Annotated in this window: 21 protein-coding genes; 6 read left to right on the forward strand and 15 right to left on the reverse strand. The window is 67.7% G+C overall.

All coding sequences use genetic code 11. The features are described from left to right. The first annotated feature begins 54 nt into the window (after positions 1-54). On the forward strand, positions 55-1,155 hold the full coding sequence (locus V8201_RS05380) for a mechanosensitive ion channel family protein (RefSeq protein WP_037531499.1): 1,101 nt from the start codon (positions 55-57) through the stop codon (positions 1,153-1,155). On the opposite strand, the gene V8201_RS05385 is transcribed toward V8201_RS05380, so the two are convergent. Genes V8201_RS05385 through otsB form a run of 3 tightly spaced genes read right to left on the reverse strand, consistent with a single transcriptional unit; the run spans position 1,097 to position 5,045 of the window. Continuing rightward, complete coding sequence (locus V8201_RS05385; protein WP_051583226.1) at positions 1,097-2,515, reverse strand: alpha,alpha-trehalose-phosphate synthase (UDP-forming); 1,419 nt, start codon at positions 2,513-2,515, stop codon at positions 1,097-1,099. The two genes, V8201_RS05380 and V8201_RS05385, sit on opposite strands and share 59 nt — an antisense overlap. Beyond that, the gene (locus V8201_RS05390) at positions 2,497-4,302 is read right to left on the reverse strand and encodes a glycoside hydrolase family 15 protein (protein ID WP_037531501.1); all 1,806 of its coding nucleotides are present in this window, start codon (positions 4,300-4,302) and stop codon (positions 2,497-2,499) included. The genes V8201_RS05385 and V8201_RS05390 overlap by 19 nt, the downstream gene beginning before the upstream one ends. Then, a complete protein-coding gene (otsB, locus tag V8201_RS05395) occupies positions 4,299-5,045 on the reverse strand; it encodes a trehalose-phosphatase (RefSeq protein ID WP_336544678.1) in 747 nt (248 codons plus the stop codon). Before otsB ends, V8201_RS05390 begins: the two co-directional genes overlap by 4 nt. A 226-nt stretch (positions 5,046-5,271) precedes the next feature. Between otsB and V8201_RS05400 the strand changes: the two genes are divergently transcribed. Beyond that, positions 5,272-6,582, forward strand: coding sequence for a carbohydrate porin (locus tag V8201_RS05400; RefSeq protein ID WP_336544679.1), 1,311 nt, complete (start codon positions 5,272-5,274; stop codon positions 6,580-6,582). A 52-nt stretch (positions 6,583-6,634) separates the two neighbouring features. Further along, positions 6,635-8,404, forward strand: a complete 1,770-nt coding sequence (locus V8201_RS05405; protein WP_336544910.1) for a methyl-accepting chemotaxis protein — start codon at positions 6,635-6,637, stop codon at positions 8,402-8,404. A 13-nt stretch (positions 8,405-8,417) separates the two neighbouring features. Here the strand turns inward: V8201_RS05405 and V8201_RS05410 are convergent, their stop codons facing one another. The 4 genes from V8201_RS05410 to V8201_RS05425 all read right to left on the reverse strand — a co-directional run bounded on the left by V8201_RS05410 (position 8,418) and on the right by V8201_RS05425 (position 13,161). Then, complete coding sequence (locus V8201_RS05410; RefSeq protein WP_336544680.1) at positions 8,418-9,122, reverse strand: NTP transferase domain-containing protein; 705 nt, start codon at positions 9,120-9,122, stop codon at positions 8,418-8,420. After that, positions 9,122-10,213: an inositol-3-phosphate synthase gene (locus tag V8201_RS05415; RefSeq protein WP_037535032.1), complete on the reverse strand. Its 1,092-nt coding sequence runs from the start codon at positions 10,211-10,213 to the stop codon at positions 9,122-9,124. The genes V8201_RS05410 and V8201_RS05415 overlap by 1 nt, the downstream gene beginning before the upstream one ends. Then, complete coding sequence (locus tag V8201_RS05420) at positions 10,210-10,983, reverse strand: CDP-alcohol phosphatidyltransferase family protein (protein ID WP_235199765.1); 774 nt, start codon at positions 10,981-10,983, stop codon at positions 10,210-10,212. The genes V8201_RS05415 and V8201_RS05420 overlap by 4 nt, the downstream gene beginning before the upstream one ends. 129 nt (positions 10,984-11,112) lie before the next feature. Next, positions 11,113-13,161 (reverse strand): NAD(+) synthase, encoded by a 2,049-nt coding sequence (locus V8201_RS05425; protein ID WP_336544681.1) that lies wholly within the window; start codon positions 13,159-13,161, stop codon positions 11,113-11,115. Between the two features lie 116 nt (positions 13,162-13,277). Between V8201_RS05425 and V8201_RS05430 the strand changes: the two genes are divergently transcribed. From V8201_RS05430 to bfr, 3 genes are all read left to right on the forward strand, one after another. Next, positions 13,278-13,631, forward strand: a complete 354-nt coding sequence (locus V8201_RS05430; protein ID WP_271300372.1) for an ArsC family reductase — start codon at positions 13,278-13,280, stop codon at positions 13,629-13,631. 112 nt (positions 13,632-13,743) lie between these two features. Then, on the forward strand, positions 13,744-13,914 hold the full coding sequence (locus V8201_RS05435) for a (2Fe-2S)-binding protein (protein WP_081793093.1): 171 nt from the start codon (positions 13,744-13,746) through the stop codon (positions 13,912-13,914). 106 nt (positions 13,915-14,020) lie between these two features. Then, entirely contained in the window at positions 14,021-14,536 is a 516-nt protein-coding gene (gene bfr / locus V8201_RS05440) for a bacterioferritin (protein ID WP_336544682.1), read from the forward strand. Between the two features lie 57 nt (positions 14,537-14,593). Here bfr and V8201_RS05445 read toward each other — a convergent pair whose 3' ends face one another. From V8201_RS05445 to purL, 8 genes are all read right to left on the reverse strand, one after another. Next, on the reverse strand, positions 14,594-14,989 hold the full coding sequence (locus tag V8201_RS05445; protein ID WP_037535027.1) for a glycine zipper 2TM domain-containing protein: 396 nt from the start codon (positions 14,987-14,989) through the stop codon (positions 14,594-14,596). Positions 14,990-15,061: 72 nt separating this feature from the next. After that, a complete protein-coding gene (locus tag V8201_RS05450; protein WP_037535026.1) occupies positions 15,062-15,709 on the reverse strand; it encodes a peptidylprolyl isomerase in 648 nt (215 codons plus the stop codon). Positions 15,710-16,104: 395 nt separating this feature from the next. Next, a complete protein-coding gene (locus tag V8201_RS05455) occupies positions 16,105-16,518 on the reverse strand; it encodes an Hpt domain-containing protein (protein WP_081793092.1) in 414 nt (137 codons plus the stop codon). A 96-nt stretch (positions 16,519-16,614) separates the two neighbouring features. Further along, positions 16,615-18,003 carry a ribosome biogenesis GTPase Der gene (der, locus tag V8201_RS05460; protein ID WP_271300375.1) on the reverse strand — a complete coding sequence of 463 codons (1,389 nt, stop codon included), beginning with the start codon at positions 18,001-18,003 and terminating at the stop codon, positions 16,615-16,617. Between the two features lie 283 nt (positions 18,004-18,286). Next, a complete protein-coding gene (locus V8201_RS05465; protein WP_037535023.1) occupies positions 18,287-19,612 on the reverse strand; it encodes an outer membrane protein assembly factor BamB family protein in 1,326 nt (441 codons plus the stop codon). Continuing rightward, the gene (locus V8201_RS05470; RefSeq protein WP_037535022.1) at positions 19,609-20,361 is read right to left on the reverse strand and encodes a tetratricopeptide repeat protein; all 753 of its coding nucleotides are present in this window, start codon (positions 20,359-20,361) and stop codon (positions 19,609-19,611) included. Before V8201_RS05470 ends, V8201_RS05465 begins: the two co-directional genes overlap by 4 nt. A gap of 112 nt (positions 20,362-20,473) precedes the next feature. Continuing rightward, positions 20,474-21,337: a 3-methyl-2-oxobutanoate hydroxymethyltransferase gene (gene panB, locus V8201_RS05475; RefSeq protein WP_037535021.1), complete on the reverse strand. Its 864-nt coding sequence runs from the start codon at positions 21,335-21,337 to the stop codon at positions 20,474-20,476. Positions 21,338-21,391: 54 nt separating this feature from the next. Continuing rightward, positions 21,392-23,611 carry a phosphoribosylformylglycinamidine synthase subunit PurL gene (gene purL / locus V8201_RS05480; protein WP_271300378.1) on the reverse strand — a complete coding sequence of 740 codons (2,220 nt, stop codon included), beginning with the start codon at positions 23,609-23,611 and terminating at the stop codon, positions 21,392-21,394. Positions 23,612-23,628 lie beyond the last annotated feature (17 nt).

Genomic DNA, 23,628 nt, shown 5'->3' on the forward strand with positions numbered 1-23,628 from the left:
GCATGAAAGCGGGTCGGCAAGGGAGCCTTAACCCGCGTCATGCGTGATAGCGGGATGCGCATTCCGTATCTCGACGTGACCCTGCCCGAATGGACCGCGCGCCTCGGCGGCGTGCTGCTGGTGGTGCTGGTGCTCGCGCTGGTTCACCGCAGCCTGTTCGCCGTGTTGCGGCGGATCGCCAGCCGCACCGCGACCAAGACCGACGATATCCTGATCGCGCGGCTCGGGCGGCCGACCTTCTGGCTGATGATCGGCGTCGCGTTGGCGGCATCTGGGCCGGGGCTCGACCTGCCGCGCTATTGGGAGACGATCTGGCAGCGCGCGATCGGGCTGCTCACCCCGGCGATCTTCGGCTGGATGCTGCTCGCCGCGCTCACCGCCTATCGCGACGTCAGCGAGGTGCGGTTCGACATATCGGCGACCGACAATCTGCGCGCGCGGCGGCGGCGGACGCGGATCAGCATCCTCCACCGCATCGGCGTGTTCGTGCTGGTGATGCTGACGGTGATGATGATGCTGATGAGCATCCCCAGCGTCCGCACGATCGGCGTGACGCTCGCCGCCTCCGCCGGTGTCGCCGGCCTCGCCATCGGCGCCGCCGCGCAGCCGGCGCTCAAGAACGTCATCGCCGGTATCCAGATGGCCTTCACCGAACCGATCCGCATCGACGACGTCGTCATCATCGACAATGAATGGGGGCGGATCGAGGACATCCGCCTGACCTATGTCGTGGTGCGCATCTGGGACGACCGCCGGCTGGTGGTGCCCGTTTCCAAATTCCTCGAGAACAGCTTCCAGAACTGGACGCGCGAGACGAGCGCGCTGCTCGGCTCGGTCTTCTGGTATCTCGATCCCGCCGCCGACGTGCCGCGCATCCGCGCCAAGCTGGAGGAGATCGTCCGCGCCAATCCGCGCTGGGACCAGCGTTTCTGCAACCTTCAGGTCACCGATGCGAAACCCGACGGGACGATGGAGCTGCGCGGGCTGATGACCGCGAAAGACGCCTCGACCGCCTTCGACCTGCGTTGCGACGTGCGCGAGGCGATCTACGCCTTCATCCGCGACGAGATGCCCGAGGCGCTGCCGCGCGAACGCTTCATGCGGGCTCCGTCTGCGCCTCCGTCTCCACCGCCGGACCCATCAGCGCATCGGTGAAGGTCTTGCGCCACCAGCCGATATCCTGCCGGGTGATGACGTCCATCATCTTGGTCCAGCGTTCGATCCGCTCCTCGCGCGGCATGCGCAGCGCGAGCATGATCGCGTCGGACATTTCCTCCGCCGAATAGGGGTTGATCAGCACCGCATCGGTGAGTTGGCAGGCCGCGCCGGCGAAGCGCGACAGGATCAGCACGCCCGGGTCCTCCGGATTCTGCGCGGCGACATATTCCTTGGCGACGAGGTTCATGCCGTCGCGCAACGGGGTGACGAGGCCGATCTTGGCGGCACGATAGATGCCGGCGAGCACGTCGCGCGGATAGCCCTGGTTGACGTAGCGGATCGGCACCCAGTCGATATCGGCATAGGCGCCGTTGATCCGCCCGGCGAGCCCTTCGAGGTTGCTGCGGATCTTCTGGTAGCTGCCGACCGTCGCGCGGCTCGGCGGCGCGATCTGGAGCAAGGTGACTTCCTTGCGCTCCTCGGGATGTTCGGTGAGGAAGCGTTCGTAGCCGAGGAACCGCTCCTCCAGCCCCTTGGAATAATCGAGCCGGTCGACGCCGACGATCATGTCGCGCCCCACCGCGGCATCGCGCATCTGGCGGAAGGCGAGGCGACCGCGCGTGCTGGTGGCGAGTCCGGCGAATTCCTTGGCGTCGATCCCGATCGGGCAGGCCATGACGCGGACGCGGCGATCGTCGAGGACGAGGTCGTCGCCCTCCATATGCGCACCGAGTTCGGCGGTGGCATAGTCGCAGAAGCTCTGCAGCCATTCCTCGGTATGGAAGCCGATCACGTCATAGGCGAACAGGCTGCGCACCAGCGCCTGCGCTTCGGGCAGGATCGACAGCAGCCGCCGCGGCGGCCACGGAATGTGCAGGAAGAAGCCGAGGCGGTTGGTCGCGCCGCGCTTGCGCAATTCCTCGCCGAGCGGAAAGAGATGATAGTCCTGGATCCAGACCGCATCATCCTCCTCGATCAGCGGCTGGACGGTATCGGCGAAGCGTTCGTTGACGCGCTGATAGCCGCCGGCAAATTCGCGCTCATATTCGGCGAGGTCGACGCGGTAGTGGAACAGCGGCCACAGCGTTCGATTGGCATAGCCGTTGTAATATTCGTCGATGTCCTGCTCTTCCAGGTCGACGGTGGCGGTGGTAACGCCGTCGTTGCGCTGGAAGGTGATCTGGCCGGTATATTCGTCGGTCTGGTCCCCCGACCAGCCGAACCACATGCCCTTATATTCGCGCAACGCCGAGGCGAGCGCGACGGCAAGGCCGCCCTGCGCGCCGGAGTCGGACCCCTTGGGCGCGGACACACGATTGGATATGATGATCAGGCGGCTCAGCGGATCGAACTCCATGGTTTGGACAACAGCGCAGCGCAATTGATCATGCCGACCAGCGAATAGGTCTGCGGATAATTGCCCCACAATTCCCCCGATGTCGGGTCGATGTCTTCGGAAAGAAGACCGGCTGCGGTGCGTCGTGCCAGCATCTCGTCGAACAGCGCACGGGCATCGGCGTGGCGGCCGGTGAAGTGCAGCGCCTCGATCAGCCAGAAGGTGCAGACGTTGAAGGCGGTTTCGGGCAGGCCAAAATCATCCTCGGTGTCGTAGCGCAGCATGTGGCTGCCGCGTCGCAGACCCTTCTCCACCGCCTCCAGCGTGCCGACGAAGCGGGGATCGTCGGGCTCGAAGAAGCGCAGGTCGAGCAGCTGGATCAGGCTCGCGTCAAGGTCGTCCCCCGCGAAGGTCGCCGACATCCGGTTGGTCTCGGGCCGCCACGCGCGCGTCTCGATCTCGGTGCGGATCGTGTCGGCGCGGCCCTGCCAGAAGTCGCGACGGTCGGACAGGCCGAGGACGTGCGCGGCATTGGCGAGCCGGTCGCACGCCGCCCAGCACATGGCGGAGGAATAGGTATGGACGCTCTGCCGGGTGCGCAGCTCCCACAGACCGGCGTCGGGCTGGTCGTGGAACTGCCAGGCGCGTTCGCCGACATGTTCGAGGCTCTCGAAATCCTCGCGACCCGACTGGCGGAAAAGCCGCTGGTCGAAGAAGGCATGGACGCTGCACAGCACGATCTGGCCGTAGGCGTCGTGCTGGATCTGCTCATAGGCCTGGTTGCCGACCCGCACCGGCCCCATGCCGCGATAGCCGGCGAGCGCCGGCGCGAACCGCTCCTCCAGCGTCGGCTCGCCGAGCACGCCGTACAGCGGCTGGATATGCCCGCCCGCGGCGCTGTCGACGATATTGCGGAGATAGCCGAGATAGCCCTCCAGCACGTCGAGCGCGCCGAGCCGGTTGAGCGCCTGCACCGTGTAATAGGCATCGCGCACCCAGCAATAGCGATAGTCCCAGTTGCGCTCCGACCCGGCATGTTCAGGGATCGAGGTGGTGAGCGCGGCGACGATCGCGCCGGTCTCCTCGTGCTGGCACAGTTTGAGCGTAATCGCCGAGCGGATCACCACATCCTGCCATTCGAGCGGGATGGCGAGGCCGCGCACCCATTCCTGCCATTCGGCGATCGTCTGCGCGAGCATCGCCTCCAGCGTCTCGGCGAGGTCGCCGCTGAAGCTCTCGTCCGGCCCGAGGAAGAAGTGCAGCGGCCGTTCGAGGCGGAAGGCGCGCTCCTCCTGCACCATGCCGATCGGCGCGGTGGTGGTGAGCCGCAGCTGCATCGCATCGAGCAGGATGCGCAGATGGTTGGAGCCGCCGATCTGTTCTCGGCAGGTGCCGCCCCAGCCGCAGGTGGTGCGGAGCTTTACCGTGACGCGCGGGCTGCCGGCGATCGGACGGACGATGCGCGCGAAGGCGACCGGGCGATAGGTCCGCCCGGTGCGCACGAAGCGCGGGCAGAAATCGGTGACCTCCAGCACGTTGCCGGCATCATCGGTATGCGTGCTGACCAGGATCGGGGTGTTGCGGATATAATGCTGCTCGACCTTGACCGAATTTTCGATGCCGATCGACCAATAGCCGCCGTCGGGATCCGCCCCGCCGACGAGAGCGGAGAAGAGCGGATCGCCGTCGACGCGCGGCACGCACGCCCAGACGAAGCGCCCGGCGCGATCGACCAGCGCGCTGACCTGGCAATTGCCGATCGGCCAGAGGTCGACGCTCATCGCATTGGCGTCGGGCGTGGAGGTCATGCGGCAAGGCTTTCGGTTGCGGCTTCGAGCCAGTGGAGCGTGCTGGCGACGCTGTCGAGACGATAGGCGGCGGCGGTCTCGCGCGCCGCGCCGATCAGCACGCCCGCGCCGCCCAGCGCGCGCGCGGCGACCATCGCCGGCTCGTCGGTGTCGTCGTCGCCGAGGAAGACCGGACGCGCACCGGCCATCGCCGGGCTCTGCATCAGCGTGCGCAGCGCGGTGCCCTTGTCGGCGCCGGGAACACGCACCTCGACCATCATCTTGCCGGTCTGGAGATGCAGTCCGGCGTCGGCGGCGAGCTGGCGGGCGAGGTCGTGCGCCTGCGCCTCCGCCTCCGGCACCGCGCGGTAATGGAGCGCGGCGCCCAGCGGCTTTTCCTCGACCAGCACGCCGCGTGTTGCAGTTGCGAAGGCTTTCATTGCCACGACTATACGGTCGAGGGCGGCGGGGCGTTCCGCGCGCGTGTGCGTGCCGTCGGGCCACAGCACTTCGAGGCCATGGCTGCCCGACACGGCGAAATGCGGATCGCCGAACAGCGCGCGGATGCCGCTGACCGGCCGGCCGGAGATGATCGCCACCCGGCCGTCGAGCCGATCCGACAGCCGATCGATCAGGGCCGCGAGCCGCGCATCGACCGCCACCGCCTCGGGATGCTCCGCCAGTTCGACCAACGTGCCGTCGAAATCGAGGAACAGCGCGGCATCGCGCAACAGGTCGGCGGGGGGCGGGGGCAGGTGCGTCACGCGGCGCGGTGTCGGGGATCGGACGGCAGGGGTCAAGCCGCGAGCGTCGTCGCACCCCGTCGCACCGCCGAACCCACCCGATCGGAGCAACTGGTTCGCAACTTCAGGAGAAGGCGGCCTATTATGGAATTAACCCATTATAAAGTTCTTTAATGGAAAGTTCGCTGACGTAACGGGGGGCGGACGGATGTGGGGTAAGGTCATATGGGGTATCGCCTCCTGGGGCTTGGCCGTCGGATGCGGCGTCGGTCCCGCCGCTGCCCAGGATCTTGCCGCGGGTCCGGCGACGGTTCCCCCACCGCAGCAGCAGGAGGAGTCGCGCGGCGATTCCGGTATCCGCCTCGCGCTCGGCTATACGGGGGAGGCGGCGACCAATGTCCGTGGCGGCCTGCACCGCGACGCCGCTTATGCCGGCCAGGTCTATCTCGGCGTCGACGCTGATCTCGGACGATTGGCGGGAGTCGATGGCGGGACGCTGCATCTCGCCGTCACCGATCGCCACGGCAGCAACCTCAGCGCCATCGCGATCGGCAACAACACGTCGGTGCAGGAGATCTGGGGGACGCAGAACGTCCATCTCGCGATCCTGACGTATGAGCAGCGGCTGCTCCACGATCGCCTCACCGTCGAGGCGGGGCGGAGCCAGGCGAACCTCTATTTCCTCAATGCGCCCGTCTATTGCCAGTTTCAGACGAACTCGGCCTGCGGCAACCCGACCTTTATTTTCAAGGTCAGCAACTTCACCTACTTTCCGGCATCGAGCTGGATGGCGCGGGCGCGGCTATCGCTCGGCGGCACCGTCTATGCACATGCCGGGGTGTTCGAGGTCAATCCCGACCGCCGTCGACCGGGCGATCACGGCATTGCCTTCGGCACCGGCGGCGCGACCGGCGTCATCATCCCCTATGAACTCGGCATCGCCGCCGATGGCGCGAGCGTCCGCCGGCCGCATCATTATGCGATCGGCGGCTGGTTGGACCATGCCGATTACGACGACCCGCTCCGCGACGATCAGGGCGGCATCGCGATCACGAGCGGCCGGCCCGCGGCGATCCGCCACGGGCGATCGGGATGGTTCGCCCGCTTCGATCAGATGCTGACTCGGCCCGACCCGACGTCGCTGCGGGGGCTCACGCTGTTCGGCGTCGCGATGACCAATATCGAAGGGCGGACGAGCGAGACGCACTTCCTCGAACTCGGGCTGTCCTACGCCGGCCTGCTGCCGGGGCGCGAGCGCGATACGCTCGGCTTCGTCATCAACGACCAACGGTTCAGCGATCTCGCGCTTGGCGCCATGCGCGCCGCCCGTCGCACGACCGGCGGGTCCGCCGAGGTGCCGCGGCATCAATATATGATGGAGCTGGCCTATGGCGCGCAACTCGGCCCCGCCGTGCGCCTGTCGCCGAACCTGCAATATATCGTCCACCCCGATCAGAGCGGCGCGCCGTTCCGGCCGCGCGATATCCCCGATGCCTTGGTGCTGGGGCTGAAGTTCACCGTCGACGCGCCGGCATGGCTCGTCCGTCCGGCGCGGTGATCCGTCGCCCCCTTCCCACATCCCCCCAGCGGAGCGTGACCCCGTGCGCCTCATGATCAAGATCAAGCTTTTGCTGACGTTCGGCATCGTCATCGCGCTGCTGATCGGGACCAACGCCTATAGCTACGTCAACCTGACGCTGTTCAACGACACGGTCACCGCGCTGCTCGAAGGACCGGCGGCGCGCAAGGAGCGGATCCAGTGGATCACCGAATATGAACTGCGCGCGACCCGCGGCCTCTACGACCTGATCGAGGCGCCGACCGACACGGAGCGCCACAAGGTGGAGGCGTTGAACGACAGCCACCGCCAGAGGCTCAAAACCGATACGGCTTGGCTGATCGATCATGCCGAAGACGAGACGGACCGGCAGGCGTGGCGCGCCGTCGCCGACGATATCGTGCGCTACGGGCGCGTCGAGCAGAGCGTGCGGGCGCTGCGCGATGCGGGCCGGTCGGCCGAGGCGCGCGCCGTGGCCTATCAGGTTGCCCGGCCGATCACCGACGATATCGAGCGGCTGGAAACGCCGGTGTTCTACAAGCAGCGTGACGAGATGGCGGCGAGCGAGAAGGCGACCACATCGACCTACCGGACCGCGGTGCGGCTGATCGCGGTCTTCGCGGCCGTTGCGGTGGCGCTATCGACGGCGGCGGCGCTGTGGATCGCCTTGGGGATCACCAGGGGCCTCGCGGCGCTGACGCAGGCGGCAAATGCGGTGGCGGTGGGCGACCTCGACCAGCAGGTGAGCGTCACCGGCAACGATGAGATCCGCGATCTCGTCGATACAGTGAACGTGATGACCGGCAACCTGCGCCTCTCGGCGGTCCTAGCGGATACGATCGTGCGGGGGGATCTGACCGTCGACCATCAGCCGCTGTCGAACAAGGATCGGCTGGGTCATTCGCTCGTCGCGATGGTGGCGCGGCTGCGCGCCGTGGTTGCCGAAACCACGGGGGCGGCACAGGTCGTCGCGGCCGGCACGCAGCGCCTTTCCGTCATCGCCGAGCAGGTCAGCGAAGGCGCCGTCCAGCAGGCCGCCGCCGCCGAACAGGCTTCGGCGTCGATGGAAGAGATGACCGCCAACATCAAACAGAATGCCGACAATGCGATCCAGACCGAGGCGATCGCGCGCCAGGCGTCGATGCGGACCGAGCAGAGTGGCGTGGCGGTGCAGGAGGCGACGCGCGCGATGCAGATGATCGTCGAGAAGATCAGCATCGTCCAGGAGATCGCGCGGCAGACCGATCTGCTCGCGCTCAACGCCGCGGTCGAGGCGGCGCGCGCCGGCGATCACGGCAAGGGCTTCGCCGTCGTCGCCGCGGAGGTGCGCAAGCTCGCCGAGCGCAGTCAGGCCGCCGCCGGGGAGATTTGCGGCATTTCCGCCGAAACCATCGCCGCGGCGGCGCATGCCGGCGACATGCTGACCCAGCTCGTCCCCGATATCCGGCGTACCGCCGACCTCGTCGCCGAGATCAGCGCCGCCTGCCGCGAACAGGATATCGGCTCATCGCAGATCAACGCGGCGATCCAGCAGCTCGATCTGGTGACGCAAGACAATGTCCAGGCCTCTGCCCGGATTTCGACGACCGCGACCGAGATCGCCGGAGAGGCGGCCGAGCTGGAGAAGGGCATCGCCGTCTTCAAGGTCGGCAGCTTGACGGCGCCGCCGACCGCGGACGCGACGGCCCGGACGCGGGCACAATCGCTCGTCCCCCAGCCAGCCGCGCGTACCCGCACGGACAAGGCCTTGCTGACCGCGCCGTCGGTCAGGGGGTTCAACCTGCACCTCCTCAACGACGAGGATCGGCCGCCTGCGCGCTGATCACCGGCGCCGTTCAGGCGGCGAGGCGCGTCATCCAGCCCTCGGCATGGGCGAAGGCGGGGGCGTCGTCGACGTCGAGCCAGTCGAGATCGCTGCAATCGACGATCGTCGCCGCGCCGTCTGCCGCGAGCAGGCGAACGCCCTCGGTCAGCGACGGGCTGTCGAGCGTCGCCAGCGCCGCGAAGAAGCGCTGCGACACCGCGAAGATGCCGGTGTCGTAGCAGTCGTGCGGGTGCAGTTCCTTGCCGATCGCGACGATCGCATCGCCGCGCGTCGCGACGCAGGTGACGTCGAGCGGATCGACCCAGGGATGGCCGAGCCGGCGGTCGATGCCGAGCCGCAGCCCGTCGCCCGCGCCCGCCTTGGCGAGGCGGCGATAGTGGCGCGGCTGAACGAGGTGATCGCACATCGCGAGCACCGCGCCCTCGGCGCCGATCAGCGCACGCGCCGCCAGCGCCGAAACACCGTTCGGCTGATGATAGTCGGTCATCACCGTCACCACCTCAAGCGGCCAGCTGCGGGCGGCGAGGTGCGCGGCGATCGCCTCGGCGCCATAGCCGAGCGAGACGATCGCGCGCGTCAGGCCTGCCGCCGCCATGCCGTCGAGCGCATGATCGATCAGCGCCCGCCCGGCGACCTGGCAGAGCGGCTTGAACGGCGTCACCGAACGGAGCCGGCTGCCCTGACCGGCGGCGAGCAACAGGCCCGTGGTGATCATCAGGCGGCCTTGATGAACGCCTCGACCGCGGTCTGGGCGAGATCGTCGGTCATCTGCGTGCGCGGGTGCTTGCAGAAATAGGCACTGGCGGGGTCGATCACGCCGGCGATGCCGCGATCCTTGGCGATCGCCGCGCAACGGATCATGTCGATCGCGACGCCGGCGCTGTTGGGCGAATCCTCGACCGACAGGCGCAGTTCGAGGTTCATCGGCACGCCGCCGAACAACTGGCCCTCCATGCGCAGGAAGCAGACCTTGTTGTCGTTCTGCCAGGGCACGTAGTCCGACGGCCCGATATGGACGTTGTCGTCGTCGAGCCGCTCGGCCGCGACCGACTGGACCGCCTCGGTCTTCGAGATCTTCTTGGATTCGAGGCGGCGGTGGTTCGACATGTTGAGGAAGTCGGTGTTGCCGCCGGTGTTGAGCTGATACGTCCGGTCGAGCTTGACGCCGCGCTTGGCGAACAGGTCGGTGAGCACGCGGTGGACGATCGTCGCGCCGAGCTGCGCCTTGATGTCGTCGCCGATGATCGCGACGCCGGCATCCTCGAACTTCTTCGCCCATTCCGGGTTCGAGGCGATGAAGACGGGGATGTTGTTGACGAAGGCAACGCCGGCCTCGAGCGCGCATTCGGCGTAGAATTCGGTCGCCTGCTGGCTGCCGACCGGCAGATAGTTCATCAGCACGTCGGTACCGCTCGCCTTCAGCTCGGCGACGATCTCGGCCTTGCTCGGCTGCGTGTCGTTGGCGACGATGAAGGTGCGGTCGTCCTTGTAATCCGCCATATGGTCGGCGACGCCGTCGAGCACCGCGCCCATCTTGACGAGCGTGCCGGTGGCAGGAACGTTGGCGGCGAACACCGCGGTGCAATTGGGCTTGGCGAAGATCGCCTCGGCGACGTCCTTGCCGACCTTGCGCGCATCGACGTCCCAGGCGGCGACGACCTTGATGTCGGAGGGCTTATAGCCGCCGAGCTCCCAGTGCATCAGCCCGACGAGATCGTTGGCGCCTTCGCGATAATGCTCCAGCCCCTGGACGAGCGAACTCGCGCAGTTGCCGATGCCGACGATGGCGATGTTGATGCTCTTCATGAATGACCCTGTTCGCTTGGAAAAAGAAGGGAATGCGGCGTAGCGCCGAAGACGAAGCGGCGCTCGACGCGCCGGTGGCGGTAGAGGCCGACCGCGCAGACCAGGGTCAGCGGGACGATCTCGAACCAGAAAAACAATCGCGGGTTGCCGATCAGGCAGGCGAGGCACACCGCCCAGACGCGGACGTTGGCGGTGAGCAGCGACTGGAGGCGCATCGCCGGCACTGCCGCGGCGGCATAAGCGGCACCGAAGGCGGCCCGATCCTCGGCCGCGCCGAAGCGCCGCTCGAACGGCATCGACACGCGGTCGACCGAGCCGGCGACGCTGTCATAGAGGCGGACGAGCGGCATGCCGGTCGGCACCGGCACCGCGGCGAGCGGCTCGCCGCGCGCACGGCGGTGGAAGCGCGCGCGCTCGCCTTCGTACAGGCTCGACTGGACGGCGTGGCAGCCGCCGGCGAGGATCGCCAGCACCCAGCCGCCGGTGGTGCCGATCGCACAGGCGAGCGCGATATAGATCAACGCGAAGACACCATGGTCGCACAGCCCGTCGAGCGTGCGGCCAAGGGCGCTCGCCGTCTTGGTCGCGCGCGCGATCATCCCGTCGAGCCCATCGGCGATCAGCCAGGCGACCGAGAAGATCAGGCCGATCACCGCCGCGGCGGGCGCCGACGCCTGCGCATAGGCCAGCGCCGCGATCGTGCCGCAGCCGAGCCCGATCACCGACACCGCATTGGCGGACAGACCGTGCCGCAAGGCAAGGGGGAGCAAGGCGTGTGACGCAAGATGAATCAGATAGAGATTCGATGGGTCCTCGATCCGGCGATCGCGCGAGCCATCCCGGGGAGGCGGTGTCATCAGATCTTCATAATGCGCCCCCGGGCAAATAAAGGCAATAATTTACGGAACGTTTCGCCGCAACTCTTCGAGCCAGACCGCCGCGCTGCCGTCCGCCGGCGCGCGCCAGTCGCCGCGCGGGCTGAGCGCGCCGCCGCCGGACACCTTCGGTCCGTTGGGGATGGCGGAGCGTTTGAACTGGCTGAGCTGGAAGAAGCGGACGATGAACCGCTCCAGCCAGTGTTTGATCGTCGGCAGATCGTAGGCGACGCGCTCCGCCGCCGGAAAGTCCGCCGGCCATGCCCCCGCCGCGGCATCGCGCCACGCATGCCAGGCCAGAAAGGCGATCTTCGACGGCGCGAGCCCGTGGCGGACGATGTAATGCGCGAAAAAGTCGTTGAGGGCATAGGGGCCGATCATCGACTCGGTGCTTTGCATCGCGCCCGTCTCGGCATCGGCGGGGACGAGTTCGGGCGAGATCTCCTGGTCGAGGATCGTCGTCAGCACCGCATTGGTGGCCGCGTCATACTGACCGGTGCGGATGCACCAGCGGATCAGGAACTGGATCAGCGTCTTGGGCACGCCGCTGTTGACCGCGTAATGGCTCATCTGATCGCCGACGCCATAGGTGCACCAGCCGAGTGCCAATTCGCTGAGATCGCCGGTGCCGAGCACGATGCCGCCGCGCTGATTGGCGAGGCGGAACAGGTAATCGGTGCGCAGCCCCGCCTGCACATTTTCGAAGGTGACGTCATAGACCGGCTCGCCGCTCGCGAACGGGTGGCCCATGTCGGCGAGCATCTGGCGCGCGGCGGGGCGGATGTCGATCTCGGCGCCGGTGCAGCCGAGCGCGCGCATCAGCGCCCAGGCATTGCTCTTGGTCGTGTCCCCGGTCGCGAAGCCGGGCAGGGTGAAGCCGAGGATGTCGCTGCGCGGCCGACCGAGCCGATCCATCGCCTTGGCGGCAACGATCAGCGCATGCGTCGAATCGAGACCGCCCGAGACGCCGATCACCAGCGTCTGCGATCGCGTCGCGGCGAGCCGCTTCGACAGCGCCTCGACCTGGATGTTGAAGGCCTCGTAGCAATCCTCGTCGCGCCGGCCGGGATCGTTGGGGACGAAGGGGAAGCGGCGGATCGGCCGCTCCAGCCCGCTGTCGTCGAGGCTGGGCCGGTGGCTGAAGCCGATGCGGCGGACGCGCGTCTCCGGATGGCCGGAGGCGATCGCGGCATCGTTGAACGTGCCGGTGCGCAGCCGCTCCTGGACAATCCGTTCGCCATCGACGTCTGCGACGGTGAGCTCGGCCGTCTGGACGAAGCGCTGCGATTCGGCCAGCAGGTCGCCGCATTCGTAGATGAAGCCCTGACCGTCCCAGGCGAGATCGGTGGTGCTCTCGCCCGGCCCCGCGGCGGAATAGACATAGGCGCAGGCGGTGCGCGCCGATTGTGCCGCGGCGAGCAGCATCCGCTCGCGCCCCTTGCCGATGACGATGTTGGAGGCGCTGAGATTGCAGCAGATCGTCGCCCCGGCGAGGGCGCCAATGGTGGAAGGCGGCGTCGGCGCCCAATAATCCTCGCAGATCTCGGCATGGACGACGAAGCCGGGCAGATCGTCGGCGGCGAACAGCAGGTCGGTGCCGAACGGCACGGCTTCCTCGCCGAGCCGGATGGTCAGGCCGGTGAGGCCGAGGCCGGAGGCGAACCAGCGCTTCTCGTAATATTCGCGATAATTGGGCAGGAAGGTCTTGGGCACGACGCCGAGGATGCGGCCGCGATGCACCGCCACCGCGCAATTGTAGAGCCGCCCGTTGCGGACCAACGCCGCGCCGACGAGCAGCAGCGGCGCGAGGCTCGCGGTCTGCTCGGCGAGCGCCAGCACCGCCTGTTCGCTGGCGCGCTGCTGCGCCGCCTGCAGGTGAAGATCGTCGATCGCATAGGAGGTCAGGTTGAGTTCGGGAAAGACGACGAGGTCGACGCCGCGCGCATCGGCATCGGTCGCCGCCGCCACGGTCGCGGCGAGATTGACGGCGACCTCGCCGACGCTGGCGATCGGTGTCGCGGCGGCGACGCGGACGAGCTGGTGACGATGGATCGAGAAGAAGGCGTCGGTCATGCTGCACTGCTAGCCCTGAAGGGAGAAGGGTGCCAGCCGCGCGAACGCGCCGGGTCGGGAGGCGATCCGGGCCGATCAGCCTCGCCCTCGGCCGACCGGCCGGCTAAAGGCGACCGATGACGACGCTCTACGGCATCCGCAATTGCGACACGGTGAAGAAGGCGCGGGCCTGGCTCGACGGCGCGGGCATCGCTTACGCCTTCCACGATTACAAGACCGCCGGCATCGACGCCGCGCTGCTCGAATCCTGGGTCGCGCGGCTCGGGTGGGAGGCGTTGCTCAATCGCGCGGGGACGACCTTCCGCGCTCTGCCCGATACCGACAAGGCCGGCATCGACTCGGCGCGCGCGGTCGCGCTGATGCTGGCGCAGCCGTCGATGATCAAGCGTCCGGTGTTCGTCCACGACGCGATTCTGCTCGTCGGCTTCAAACCGGCGGCGTGGCAGGCGGCGCTGACGCCGGAATGCTGAGCCGGCGCCGCGGCATTGCGGCGAAGCGTGCCGGCACGACTGCGAATGATTAGCATTACACTTGCGACCGTCTCGCATTAGCTCCATAAGCACGGCTGAGCGAGGAGCATCCATGGTCGTCTGTGTTTGCAATGCGATACGAGAGTCCCAGGTTCGGGAGGCGGCCCGCAACGGCTGTCGCACCGCCTGCCAGGCCTATCAGTCGCTCGGCTGCCGCGCGAAATGCGGCCAATGCGTGCTGGTAGCGCGAGCGATTATCGACACCGAACGCGCTGCTGCCTGACGTTTGCAACGCAAAAAACGGCGGATTTCTGCGGTTTTTTGGCTTGTCGTCCGCCTCGGTCGCCGCCTAGATCGCCGCCATCGGCAACCATGGTGGAGTTTGGACGATGAAGGGTGAACCGCGCGTCATCGAATTGCTCAACGAGGCGCTCAAGAACGAGCTGACCGCGATCAATCAATATTGGCTACACTATCGCCTGCTCGATCACTGGGGCGTCTACAAGCTCGCCCAGTATGAGCGGATGGAATCGATCGACGAGATGAAGCATGCCGACTGGCTGTCGGAGCGCATCCTGTTCCTCGACGGTCTGCCCAATTTTCAGCTGCTCGGCCGGCTGCGCATCGGCGAGACGGTGGAGGAGATCCTCCGCTCCGATCTGGCGATGGAGCAGGAGGCGGTCGTCCAGCTCAAGGGCGCGATCGCCTATTGCGAGGAGGTCAAGGATTTCGTCAGCCGCGATCTGTTCGCGCGCATCCTCGCCAGCGAGGAGGAGCATGTCGATACGCTCGAACGCCAGTTCGAGATGATCGAGCGGATGGGGGTGCAGAATTACGTCCAGCTCAATTCGATCAGCGAGCACGATTCGCCCAAGGCGGGCGCCGCACCGCACCTCAACGGCTGATCCGGAATGAAGACGACCCCGCGGCATGCCGCGGGGTCGTTCTGGATTCTGCGATCCTTAGCGGCAGCGCACCTTGCCGCGATCGACCGAGCGGCCGAGCAAGGCGCCGCCGCCTGCGCCGAGCAACGTGCCGAGCGTGCCGCCACCGACGAGATTGCCGAGCACGCCACCGCCGACCGCGCCGACCACCAGACCGGTGGTGCCGTCATTGCGGCGGCAATAGGCGCGACCGTCCTGGCCGCGATAGATACGGTCGTTGCGGCCGAGGCGACGCTCGCGATAGCGGCCCTCACGATACGAATCGGAGGGGTTCCAATTGCCGTCGCGATCGCCCTGCCAGCGGTAATCGTTCCGCGCATTGTCGTAACGGTCGCGCTGCGCCGCGGCGGGGGTCGCGGCGATCGGCGACACCATCGCCACGGTGGCCAGTACGGCCAGGAACCCGGTCTTCATCGTTACTCTCCTAAAAGACTAGGCGGGATAACCGGGGGCGAGGCATATGGTTGCAACCGGGGCTGATCTGCCTCAGTGCGCCGGTCGATCGCGCGTCTTGACGAGCCACGGCTTGACCAGCCCGGTCGGGTGCGGCGTGCCGTTGAGGCGGCGCGCGGCGATCAGCCGCACCGGCTTGAGCAGCAACTGCCCGCCCATGCCGCCGCCGGTCGGCAGCGCCAGGATGCGCTTGATGACCGGCATGCCCGAGACGACGTGGCCGAAGGCGGCATAACCCGGATAGTCGCCTTTGGCGTCCATGCTCGGCATCGCGCCGACGGTGATGAAGAAATTGCCGCCCGCCGATCCCGCCTCGGCGCGCCGCGCCATCGAGATCGTGCCATCGACATGGCGCAGCCCGGTCATCGCCGTGGTTTCGAGCGGGAAGGGCGGCAGGATGCGCCGCGCGTCGGTGCGGATGCCGCCCTGGATGAAGCCATAGCTCGGCGCGCTGCGGTTGCGAGCGGACCGATAGAAGCTCATCCCGTCGAACCGCCCGTCGTCGACATAGCCGAGGAAGTTGGCGACCGTGCGCGGCGCGTGCCGCGCGTCGAGCGCGAGCACGATCGGCCCATAAGGCGTGTCGAGCCGGACGCGCACCATCGCGGGTTCGCGTGGTGCGGCGGCGGGGGTTGCGGTGGCAATGCCGAGGGTTGCGAGCAGGGCGAGGGGCAGGCGCATGCCCGCTTCGCTAGGCGGCGCGCGGCGCGGACACAACCGGGGAGAGGCAGGCCAAGGCTAACGATTGCGATAAACGAAACCTCAATTGCGTCTTTTGCAATTGCGAAGCATCGTGCTGCGATGCACAAAGACGGTGCCTTTCAGGCATCCTCTCCTAAAAACTTTCCGGCCGGTCGCAAGACCGGCCTTTTTTTTGGCCGCGACTTGGCGTATTCGTTTTTTGCCTAAAACGCGCCGTCAACGAAATATACGGAGCGGAGCCAGCCGGTCAGACCGGCACCGGCGCGGTTATGGGCACGGGGGATCGAGTCGCGCGGCGGTGACTCTCCCCCGTATCGAGTTCGAGAATTTTCCAGCAGGGTGAACTCCGTCTCTGAGACGACCCTTGCCGCCCCTCACACCTTCCGCCCGAATCCCCCCGGTGCCGGCCGTCGCGGTGCCACCGGGGCGGCTTCCCGCTCCAGCAACGCGAGCGTCTCGAAGAAGAGCGGTCGCAGCTGCACCACCAGTTCCAGCGCTTCCTCGCACGTGTCCTGCCGCTCGACGCAGTCGCGCGCCATCTCCTCGATCTGCTCGGCGAGGGTGGCAAGCGGTTCGGCGCCGAACTGCCGGGCCTCGCCTTTCAGTGTATGCGCCGGGATGACCATCGCCGCGGCGGTGGTGGTGCGCATCGCCTGTTCGATCGCGATCACCGACTTGACGCCGTCCTCCCGGAAATAGCCGAGAATGCGCACGAAACCGGTTCCGAGTTCGGCGCGTGCCTGCGCGTACACGGCCCAGTCGATCAACGTGCTGCCAACGAACGACACTGATTTCTCCCCGCAACCCGTGGGCACACCCCTGCCGGTCTCGCATCGGAGTAAGGCAAAGCCGTAAACATCACGTTGCCGCGCGGGGCGGCCGGTCTAATCCTTGGTGTCGAACGGGTTCTTCGGCGCGCGGAACGTCATCCGCACCGGTACCGCGCCAAAGCCCAGTTCCTTGCGCATCGAATTGACCAGATAACGTTCGTAGCTCGCCGGCAATTGGTCGACGCGCGTGCCGAAGACGACGAAGCTCGGCGGCCGCGTCTTGACCTGGGTGACGTAGCGCATCTTGATCCGCTTGCCGCCGGGGGCAGGGGGCGGATTGGCCTCGATCGCCTTTTCGAACCAGCGGTTCATCTCGCCGGTGCCGACCCGCTTCGACCAGGCGTCGCGGACCTCGAACGCCGCCTGCATCAACTGGTCGATGCCCTTGCCGGTCGCGGCGGAGACGGTCATCACCGTCACGCCCTTGACCTGCGACAGCCCGTCCTCGAGCGCGCGCTTGACGCCGTTGAACAGCGACGAGGCATTCTCCGCGACGTCCCATTTGTTGAGCGCGATGACCAAAGCGCGCCCCTCTTCGAGCACCTTGTCGGCGATGCGCAGATCCTGCGCCTCGAGGCCAAGCGTGGCGTCGAGCAACAGCACCACCACCTCGGCGAAGTCGACCGCGTGCAGCGCATCGGCGACCGACATCTTCTCGAGCTTGTCCTGCACCTTGGCGCGCTTGCGCATGCCGGCGGTGTCGATCAGCCGGACCGGGCGCGGCTCGCCATGCGCACCGCGGCGCGGGTCGCGCCACAGCCAGTCGACCGCGATCGAATCACGCGTGATCCCCGCCTCGGGGCCGGTGATCATCCGGTCCTCGCCGAGCATGCGATTGATCAGCGTCGACTTGCCGGCATTGGGGCGGCCGACGATCGCGAGCTTGAGCGGCGCGTCGGCGCGGTCGTCGTCCTCCTCGTCGAGCGCGATCTCGGCGAGCGCCTTTTCGATATGCGGCAGCAGCGCCTCGAACAGCTCGGCCATGCCCTCGCCATGTTCGGCGGACAATTGCACCGGATCGCCGAAGCCGAGGCTGAGCGATTCGAGAATGCCCTGTTCGCCGGCCCTGCCCTCGGCCTTGTTGGCGGCGAGGATCACCGGTGTCTTCGACGAGCGCAGCCAGCGGCCGATCTCCTCGTCGAGCGGGACGATGCCGGCGCGCGCGTCGAACAGGAACAGCGCCACATCGGCCTGCCCGATCGCCGCCTCGGTCTGCAGCCGCATGCGGCCGGGCAGCGTCTGCGCGTCATGATCCTCATAGCCGGCGGTGTCGATGACGCGGAAGTCGAGGCCGATCAGATGCGCATCGCCCTCGCGCCGATCGCGGGTGACGCCGGGCCGATCGTCAACCAGGGCGAGTTTCTTGCCGACGAGGCGGTTGAACAGCGTCGACTTGCCGACATTGGGACGGCCGACGATCGCGACGGTGGGAATACGGGACATGGTTGCGCCTTAGAAGACCGGCGCGGAAATTACCAATGTTCGCCGGGCGGGTGGCGTCACCGGCGCGGCGAGGGTGTGTGCGCCGACCGCCTCGTTCGCCGAGAGGATCAGTATTCCCGCGCAGGCGGGAATCCAGTGGCCAAACAGACCATCGGCTGGCGGCAAGAAGAACACCGGGCTCCCGGCTGGGCGGGAGCACAGACATGACCGTCGCAATTCTCCCCACCCGTTCGGGATGAGGGCATCGCAAGCAACCCCAATTCCGCCCCGGCCGCGGAAAGGATCACCGATAGGCGGTGATCTTCCCCGACTGGCCGAGCGTGTAGAGCGTCGACTTCACGACGATCGGCGGCAGCGCATAGCTGTCCTTGGTCTCGATCGTCTTGACGATGCTGCCGTCGGTCGGCGAGGCGAAGGCGATGTCGCCCAGCGAGTTGGTCAGCACCAGCCGGTTGCCGGCGAGCACCGGCCCGAACCAGGTGACCTGCGGCCCCTTGTTCTTCTTGGCATTCTTGAAGCGCTGCAATTGCGCGATCCAGCGTGCCTTGCCGTTCGACCGGGCGAGGCAGACGAGCCGCGCGTCGTCGGTGACGACGAACAGCCATTCGCCCGCGATCCACGGGGTCGAGATGCCGGCGAAATTCTGCTCCCACAGCCGCTGGCCGGTGGCGAGATCGAGGCTGACCATGCGGCCGCCCTGGCCGACCGCGAAGACGCGGCCGTTGTCGATCACCGGCGCGGCATCGATATCCGACAGGCTCGACACCGAGGTGGTGATCGAGGTGCGCGACAGAGCGTCACCCCACAGCACGCGGCCGTTCTCGTAGCGATAGGCGTTGAGCTCGCCGCTCGAGAAGCCGGCGACGATCGTGCCCTGGCTCGCGGCGGGGGCGGCGACGCCGAACACGCCCTGCGTCTCCAGCGTGCCCGACTGCGTCCATTGCACCTTGCCGTCGCTCTGGTTGAGCGCGAAGATCTGATTGTCCTGGCTCAGCACATAGACCGAGCCGTTGGCGACGGTCGGGGCGCCGCGCAGCGGGCCGCCCGGCTTGGCGCGCCAGATTTCCTTGCCGTCCGCGGCATTGACCGCGACGACGTCGCCGACGCCGTCGGTCGCATAGACGTGGCCGTCGTCATAGCTCGCGCCGCCGCCGAACCGCGCCGGACGATTCTGGTCGCCGGTGCTGACCGAGGCGTCCCAGAGCTTCGCGCCGCTGTCGGCGGCGAAGGCGTGGATCTGCGCATTGACGTCGACGACGAACAATTTGTTGTCGGCGACCACCGGCGGCGCGCCGAGGCGCTCGCGGTTGGAGGCGCGGCCGATCGACTCCTGCCAGGCGCGCGCCGGCGATTCGGCCAGCGCCAATTGTCCCATCGACTTGGCGGCATTGCCGCCGGGCTGCGTCCAGGCGTCGTTCGGCTCCGCGGCGGGCAGCGTCACCTGGATGTCGGCGATCGTGCTGTCCGCCTCGATCGCATTTTCCGATGCGAGGATCGGCACCCGCTCGCCGACCGTCGGGGTCTTCTTGGTATGGCCCTTGAAGATGCCGCAGGCGGACAGCGCCATCAACGCCGCCACCGCCACCGAGGCCCGATATCTCGTCGTCATTGCGCAGGTGCTTCCTTCGATTGTGCGCCGGCCGCGCTGGCGGGAGAGACGATCCGCACCTTGGCGGCATCGTTCGGCGTGGCATCGATACCCATTGTGCCCGCCATCTGAACCGCGCGTTGACGGATCGTGTCGGGCACCGCGTCATTCTGCGCGAGCTGGCTGAACAGCTGGCCGGCGAGGTCCTTGCGGCCGCTGTCGAGATAGGCGATCGCGAGCATCTCGCCGGCGCTGCCGAAATAGGCGTTGGTCGGCACCGCGATCGGGCGCAGCCGCTCGATCACCACCTGCGGCTTCAGCGTGTCGAATTCGGCGCTGGTCTGCCGGATCAGCGCGAGGTCGCGGAACGGCTGGGCGAGGCTGGTGTCGGCGGCGATCCTGGCGAACATCGCCGCGGCGGGCTTGATCTGCTGCTTGCCGAGCAGGATGTCGGCCTGCGTCATCTGCGCGAGCGCGCGATAGCCGGGGCGCGGCGAGGCGGCGATCGGCTTGAGCATCGTGTCGGCCTTGTCCGCCTGTCCGGCGCCGAGCGTGTCATAGGCGGCCTGCAACTGCTCGCCCTCGACGCCCGCCGCCTCGGTCTGGCGATGCTGCCAGTAGAGGACGCCGGCGAAGGCGGCGAGCGCCACGACGATCGCGGCGATCGTCCAGCGGCCGTAGCGCTCCCAATAGCTGGTCAACTGGTCGCGGCGCAGCTCGTCATCGACTTCGCGCAGGAACGCTTCGTTGTTTTGCGGCGTAAGGGCCAAGGAGGGCTCCGGAACAGACGGTGGAATTGGCGCGCACTCTTAGCGGCGACGCCGACGAAACGAAAGCACGCGAAATGTGGCGGGTTGAGGGCGCTGCACCGCGGGCGGGGACTTACACCTTGGCGGCGTAGATCTGCTCGGGGCCGGGGAAGGTCCGCGCGCGCACTTCCGCGGCATAGCGTTCGGCGGCGTCGGAGATGCGCGCCGCCATATCGTCATAGCGTTTGACGAAGCGCGCGGTGCGCTCGAACAGGCCGAGCATATCCTCCGCCACCAGCACCTGGCCGTCGCAGCGGGCCGAGGCGCCGATGCCGATCGTCGGGCAGGCGACGCTTTCGGTGATGCGGATCGCGATCGGCTCGACCACGCCTTCGATCACCAGGGCGAAGGCGCCAGCCTCGGCGATAGCGGTGGCGTCGGCGGCGATCGCCTCCGCCTCCGCGTCGCTGCGGCCGCGTGCACCATAGCCGCCGAGCACGTTGACCGCCTGCGGCGTCAGGCCGACATGGCCCATCACCGGAATGCCGCGCTCGCTGAGGAAGCGTACCGTCGGCGCCATCGCCGCGCCGCCTTCCAGCTTCACCGCCGCGGCACCGGTCTGCTTGAGCAGCAAGGCGGCGCTGTCGAACGCCTGCTGCGGCGAGCCTTCGTAGCTGCCGAACGGCATGTCGATGACGACCAGCGCGTGATAGCTGCCGCGCACCACCGCCGCGCCATGCGCCGCCATCATCTCCAGCGTCACCGGCACGGTGGAAGGCAGGCCGTAGATCACCTGGCCGAGGCTGTCGCCGACGAGCAGCATGTCGCAATGCGGGTCGAGCAGCTGCGCGGTGCGCACCGTATAGGCGGTAAGCATCACCAGCGGTTCGCCGCCGCCCTTGCGCTGGCGAATCGCGGGCACGGTCAGGCGCTTGCGCGGCGCCGGCGTCGGGTTGGCGCGGCTGGTCGCGGTGTCGATGGTGAAGGTGGTGGACATGGCCATGCCTTACCGCGCGGGGCGGGCGGGCGCTACCCGGCCCGCCGCCGCCGGTCAGGCGAGCGCGCCGTCCACCCCCATCAGCGCCGGGAAGAAGCCCTCGTGCGCGCTGCGCAGCGCCTCCAGCGTCACCACGTCGTCACGATCGGGCCGTTCGAAGATCAGCCGCTTGCCGCCGGTGCGCCCGAGCGGCTCGGCCTCGACCCCGGCGGCATGCGCCGCGCCGAGGAAGTCGAGCAGCGCCGCATCGTGGACGGTGACGACATAGACGCCCTGGTCCTCCGCGAAGAAGGCGCGCGCACAGTCGAACGGCTGCTTGCGGTCGATCATCGCGCCGACATTGCCGGCAAGCGCCATTTCGGCGAGCGTCACCGCGATGCCGCCGTCCGACACGTCGTGCACTGCGGAGAGCTGCCCGGCGGTGATCGCGGCGCGGATCAGGTCGCCGGTCTTGCGCTCGGCGGCGAGATCGACCGGCGGCGGCGGGCCGTCCTCGCGGCCATGGCATTCGCGCAGGAAGAGCGACTGGCCGAGATGGCCGCGCCGCGTGCCGACCGCGAGGATGATGTCGCCGGTGCCCTTGAAGGCGATCGTCGCATTCCGGGTCCAGTCCTTGAGCAGCCCGACGCCGCCGATCGCCGGGGTCGGCAGGATCGCGCTGCCGCCGCCGGTCGCCTTCGATTCGTTGTAGAGCGAGACGTTGCCGCTGACGATCGGGAAGTCGAGCGCGCGGCACGCCTGCGCCATGCCGTCGAGGCAGCCGACGATCTGGCCCATGATCTCGGGCCGCTGCGGATTGGCGAAGTTGAGGCAGTTGGTGATGGCGAGCGGCGTGCCGCCGACCGCGGTGATATTGCGCCACGCCTCGGCGACCGCCTGCTTGCCGCCCTCGACCGGATCGGCGAAACAATAGCGCGGGGTGCAATCGGTGGTGATCGCCAGCGCCTTGTCGGTGCCGTGGACGCGGACCACCGCGGCGTCGCCGCCGGGCGCCTGCACCGTATCGGCACCGACCATGTGGTCATATTGCTCCCAGATCCAGCGACGGCTGGCGATGTCGGGCGAGCCCATCAGCGTCAGCAGGTCGGCGGCGATGTCGCGGCTCTCGGGCACGTTGGCGAGCGGCGCCGGCGGCGGCGTCGGCACGTGCGGCCGGTCGTACAGCGGTGCCTCGTCGGCGAGCGGGCCGAGCGGGATGTCGCAGACGGTCTCGCCCTTGAAGGTCAGCACCATGCGGCCGGTGTCGGTGACACGGCCGATCACCGCGAAATCGAGCTCCCATTTGCGGAAGATCGCCTCGGCCTCGGCCTCGCGGCCGGGCTTGAGCACCATCAGCATGCGCTCCTGCGATTCGGAGAGCATCATTTCATAGGGCGTCATGCCGGTTTCGCGCTGCGGCACGTCGTCCATCACCAGCTCGATGCCGACGCCGCCCTTCGACGCCATCTCGACGCTCGACGAGGTGAGGCCGGCGGCGCCCATGTCCTGGATCGCGACGATCACGTCGGTCGCCATCAGTTCGAGGCAGGCCTCGATCAGCAGCTTCTCGGTGAATGGATCGCCAACCTGCACGGTCGGACGCTTGGCATCGGCATCCTCGCCGAAATCGGCCGACGCCATCGTCGCGCCGTGGATGCCGTCGCGCCCGGTCTTGGACCCGACGTAGACGATCGGATTGCCGATGCCGCTCGCCGCTGAATAGAAGATCTTGTCCTGATCGGCGATCCCGACCGTCATCGCGTTGACCAGGATGTTGCCGTCATAGGCGGGGTGGAAATTGACCTCGCCGCCCACCGTCGGCACGCCGACGCAATTGCCGTAGCCGCCGATGCCATGGACGACGCCGCTGATCAGGTGGCGCATCTTGGGATGGGTCGGCGATCCGAAGCGCAGCGCGTTCATGTTGGCGACCGGCCGTGCGCCCATCGTGAACACGTCGCGCAGGATGCCGCCGACCCCGGTTGCCGCACCCTGATAGGGTTCGATGTACGACGGGTGGTTGTGGCTCTCCATCTTGAAGATCGCAGCCTGATTGTCGCCGATGTCGATCACGCCGGCATTCTCGCCCGGACCGCAGATCACCTGCGGCCCTTCGGTCGGCAGCTTCTTGAGGTGGATGCGGCTCGACTTGTAGCTGCAATGCTCGGACCACATCACCGAAAAGATGCCGAGCTCGACCAGATTGGGCTCGCGGCCCAGCGCGTGGAGGACGCGCTCATATTCTTCCGGGGACAGGCCGTGGTCGGCGACGATCTGGGGCGTGATCTCGGTCATGCGGCGCGCCTTAGCGG

Origin of the sequence: Sphingomonas kyungheensis, assembly GCF_037120395.1 — a bacterium.
Lineage (GTDB): Bacteria > Pseudomonadota > Alphaproteobacteria > Sphingomonadales > Sphingomonadaceae > Sphingomonas > Sphingomonas kyungheensis.

Bases quoted from the DNA above. Each gene is read 5' to 3' on its own strand.
- V8201_RS05380 (WP_037531499.1), top strand. From the start codon at position 55: ATGCGCATTCCGTATCTCGACGTGACCCTGCCCGAATGGACCGCGCGC.
- V8201_RS05385 (WP_051583226.1), bottom strand. From the start codon at position 2,515: ATGGAGTTCGATCCGCTGAGCCGCCTGATCATCATATCCAATCGTGTG.
- V8201_RS05390 (WP_037531501.1), bottom strand. From the start codon at position 4,302: ATGACCTCCACGCCCGACGCCAATGCGATGAGCGTCGACCTCTGGCCG.
- V8201_RS05405 (WP_336544910.1), top strand. From the start codon at position 6,635: ATGATCAAGATCAAGCTTTTGCTGACGTTCGGCATCGTCATCGCGCTG.
- V8201_RS05410 (WP_336544680.1), bottom strand. From the start codon at position 9,122: ATGATCACCACGGGCCTGTTGCTCGCCGCCGGTCAGGGCAGCCGGCTC.
- V8201_RS05415 (WP_037535032.1), bottom strand. From the start codon at position 10,213: ATGAAGAGCATCAACATCGCCATCGTCGGCATCGGCAACTGCGCGAGT.
- V8201_RS05425 (WP_336544681.1), bottom strand. From the start codon at position 13,161: ATGACCGACGCCTTCTTCTCGATCCATCGTCACCAGCTCGTCCGCGTC.
- V8201_RS05430 (WP_271300372.1), top strand. From the start codon at position 13,278: ATGACGACGCTCTACGGCATCCGCAATTGCGACACGGTGAAGAAGGCG.
- V8201_RS05435 (WP_081793093.1), top strand. From the start codon at position 13,744: ATGGTCGTCTGTGTTTGCAATGCGATACGAGAGTCCCAGGTTCGGGAG.
- bfr (WP_336544682.1), top strand. From the start codon at position 14,021: ATGAAGGGTGAACCGCGCGTCATCGAATTGCTCAACGAGGCGCTCAAG.
- V8201_RS05445 (WP_037535027.1), bottom strand. From the start codon at position 14,989: ATGAAGACCGGGTTCCTGGCCGTACTGGCCACCGTGGCGATGGTGTCG.
- V8201_RS05450 (WP_037535026.1), bottom strand. From the start codon at position 15,709: ATGCGCCTGCCCCTCGCCCTGCTCGCAACCCTCGGCATTGCCACCGCA.
- der (WP_271300375.1), bottom strand. From the start codon at position 18,003: ATGTCCCGTATTCCCACCGTCGCGATCGTCGGCCGTCCCAATGTCGGC.
- V8201_RS05465 (WP_037535023.1), bottom strand. From the start codon at position 19,612: ATGACGACGAGATATCGGGCCTCGGTGGCGGTGGCGGCGTTGATGGCG.
- panB (WP_037535021.1), bottom strand. From the start codon at position 21,337: ATGTCCACCACCTTCACCATCGACACCGCGACCAGCCGCGCCAACCCG.
- purL (WP_271300378.1), bottom strand. From the start codon at position 23,611: ATGACCGAGATCACGCCCCAGATCGTCGCCGACCACGGCCTGTCCCCG.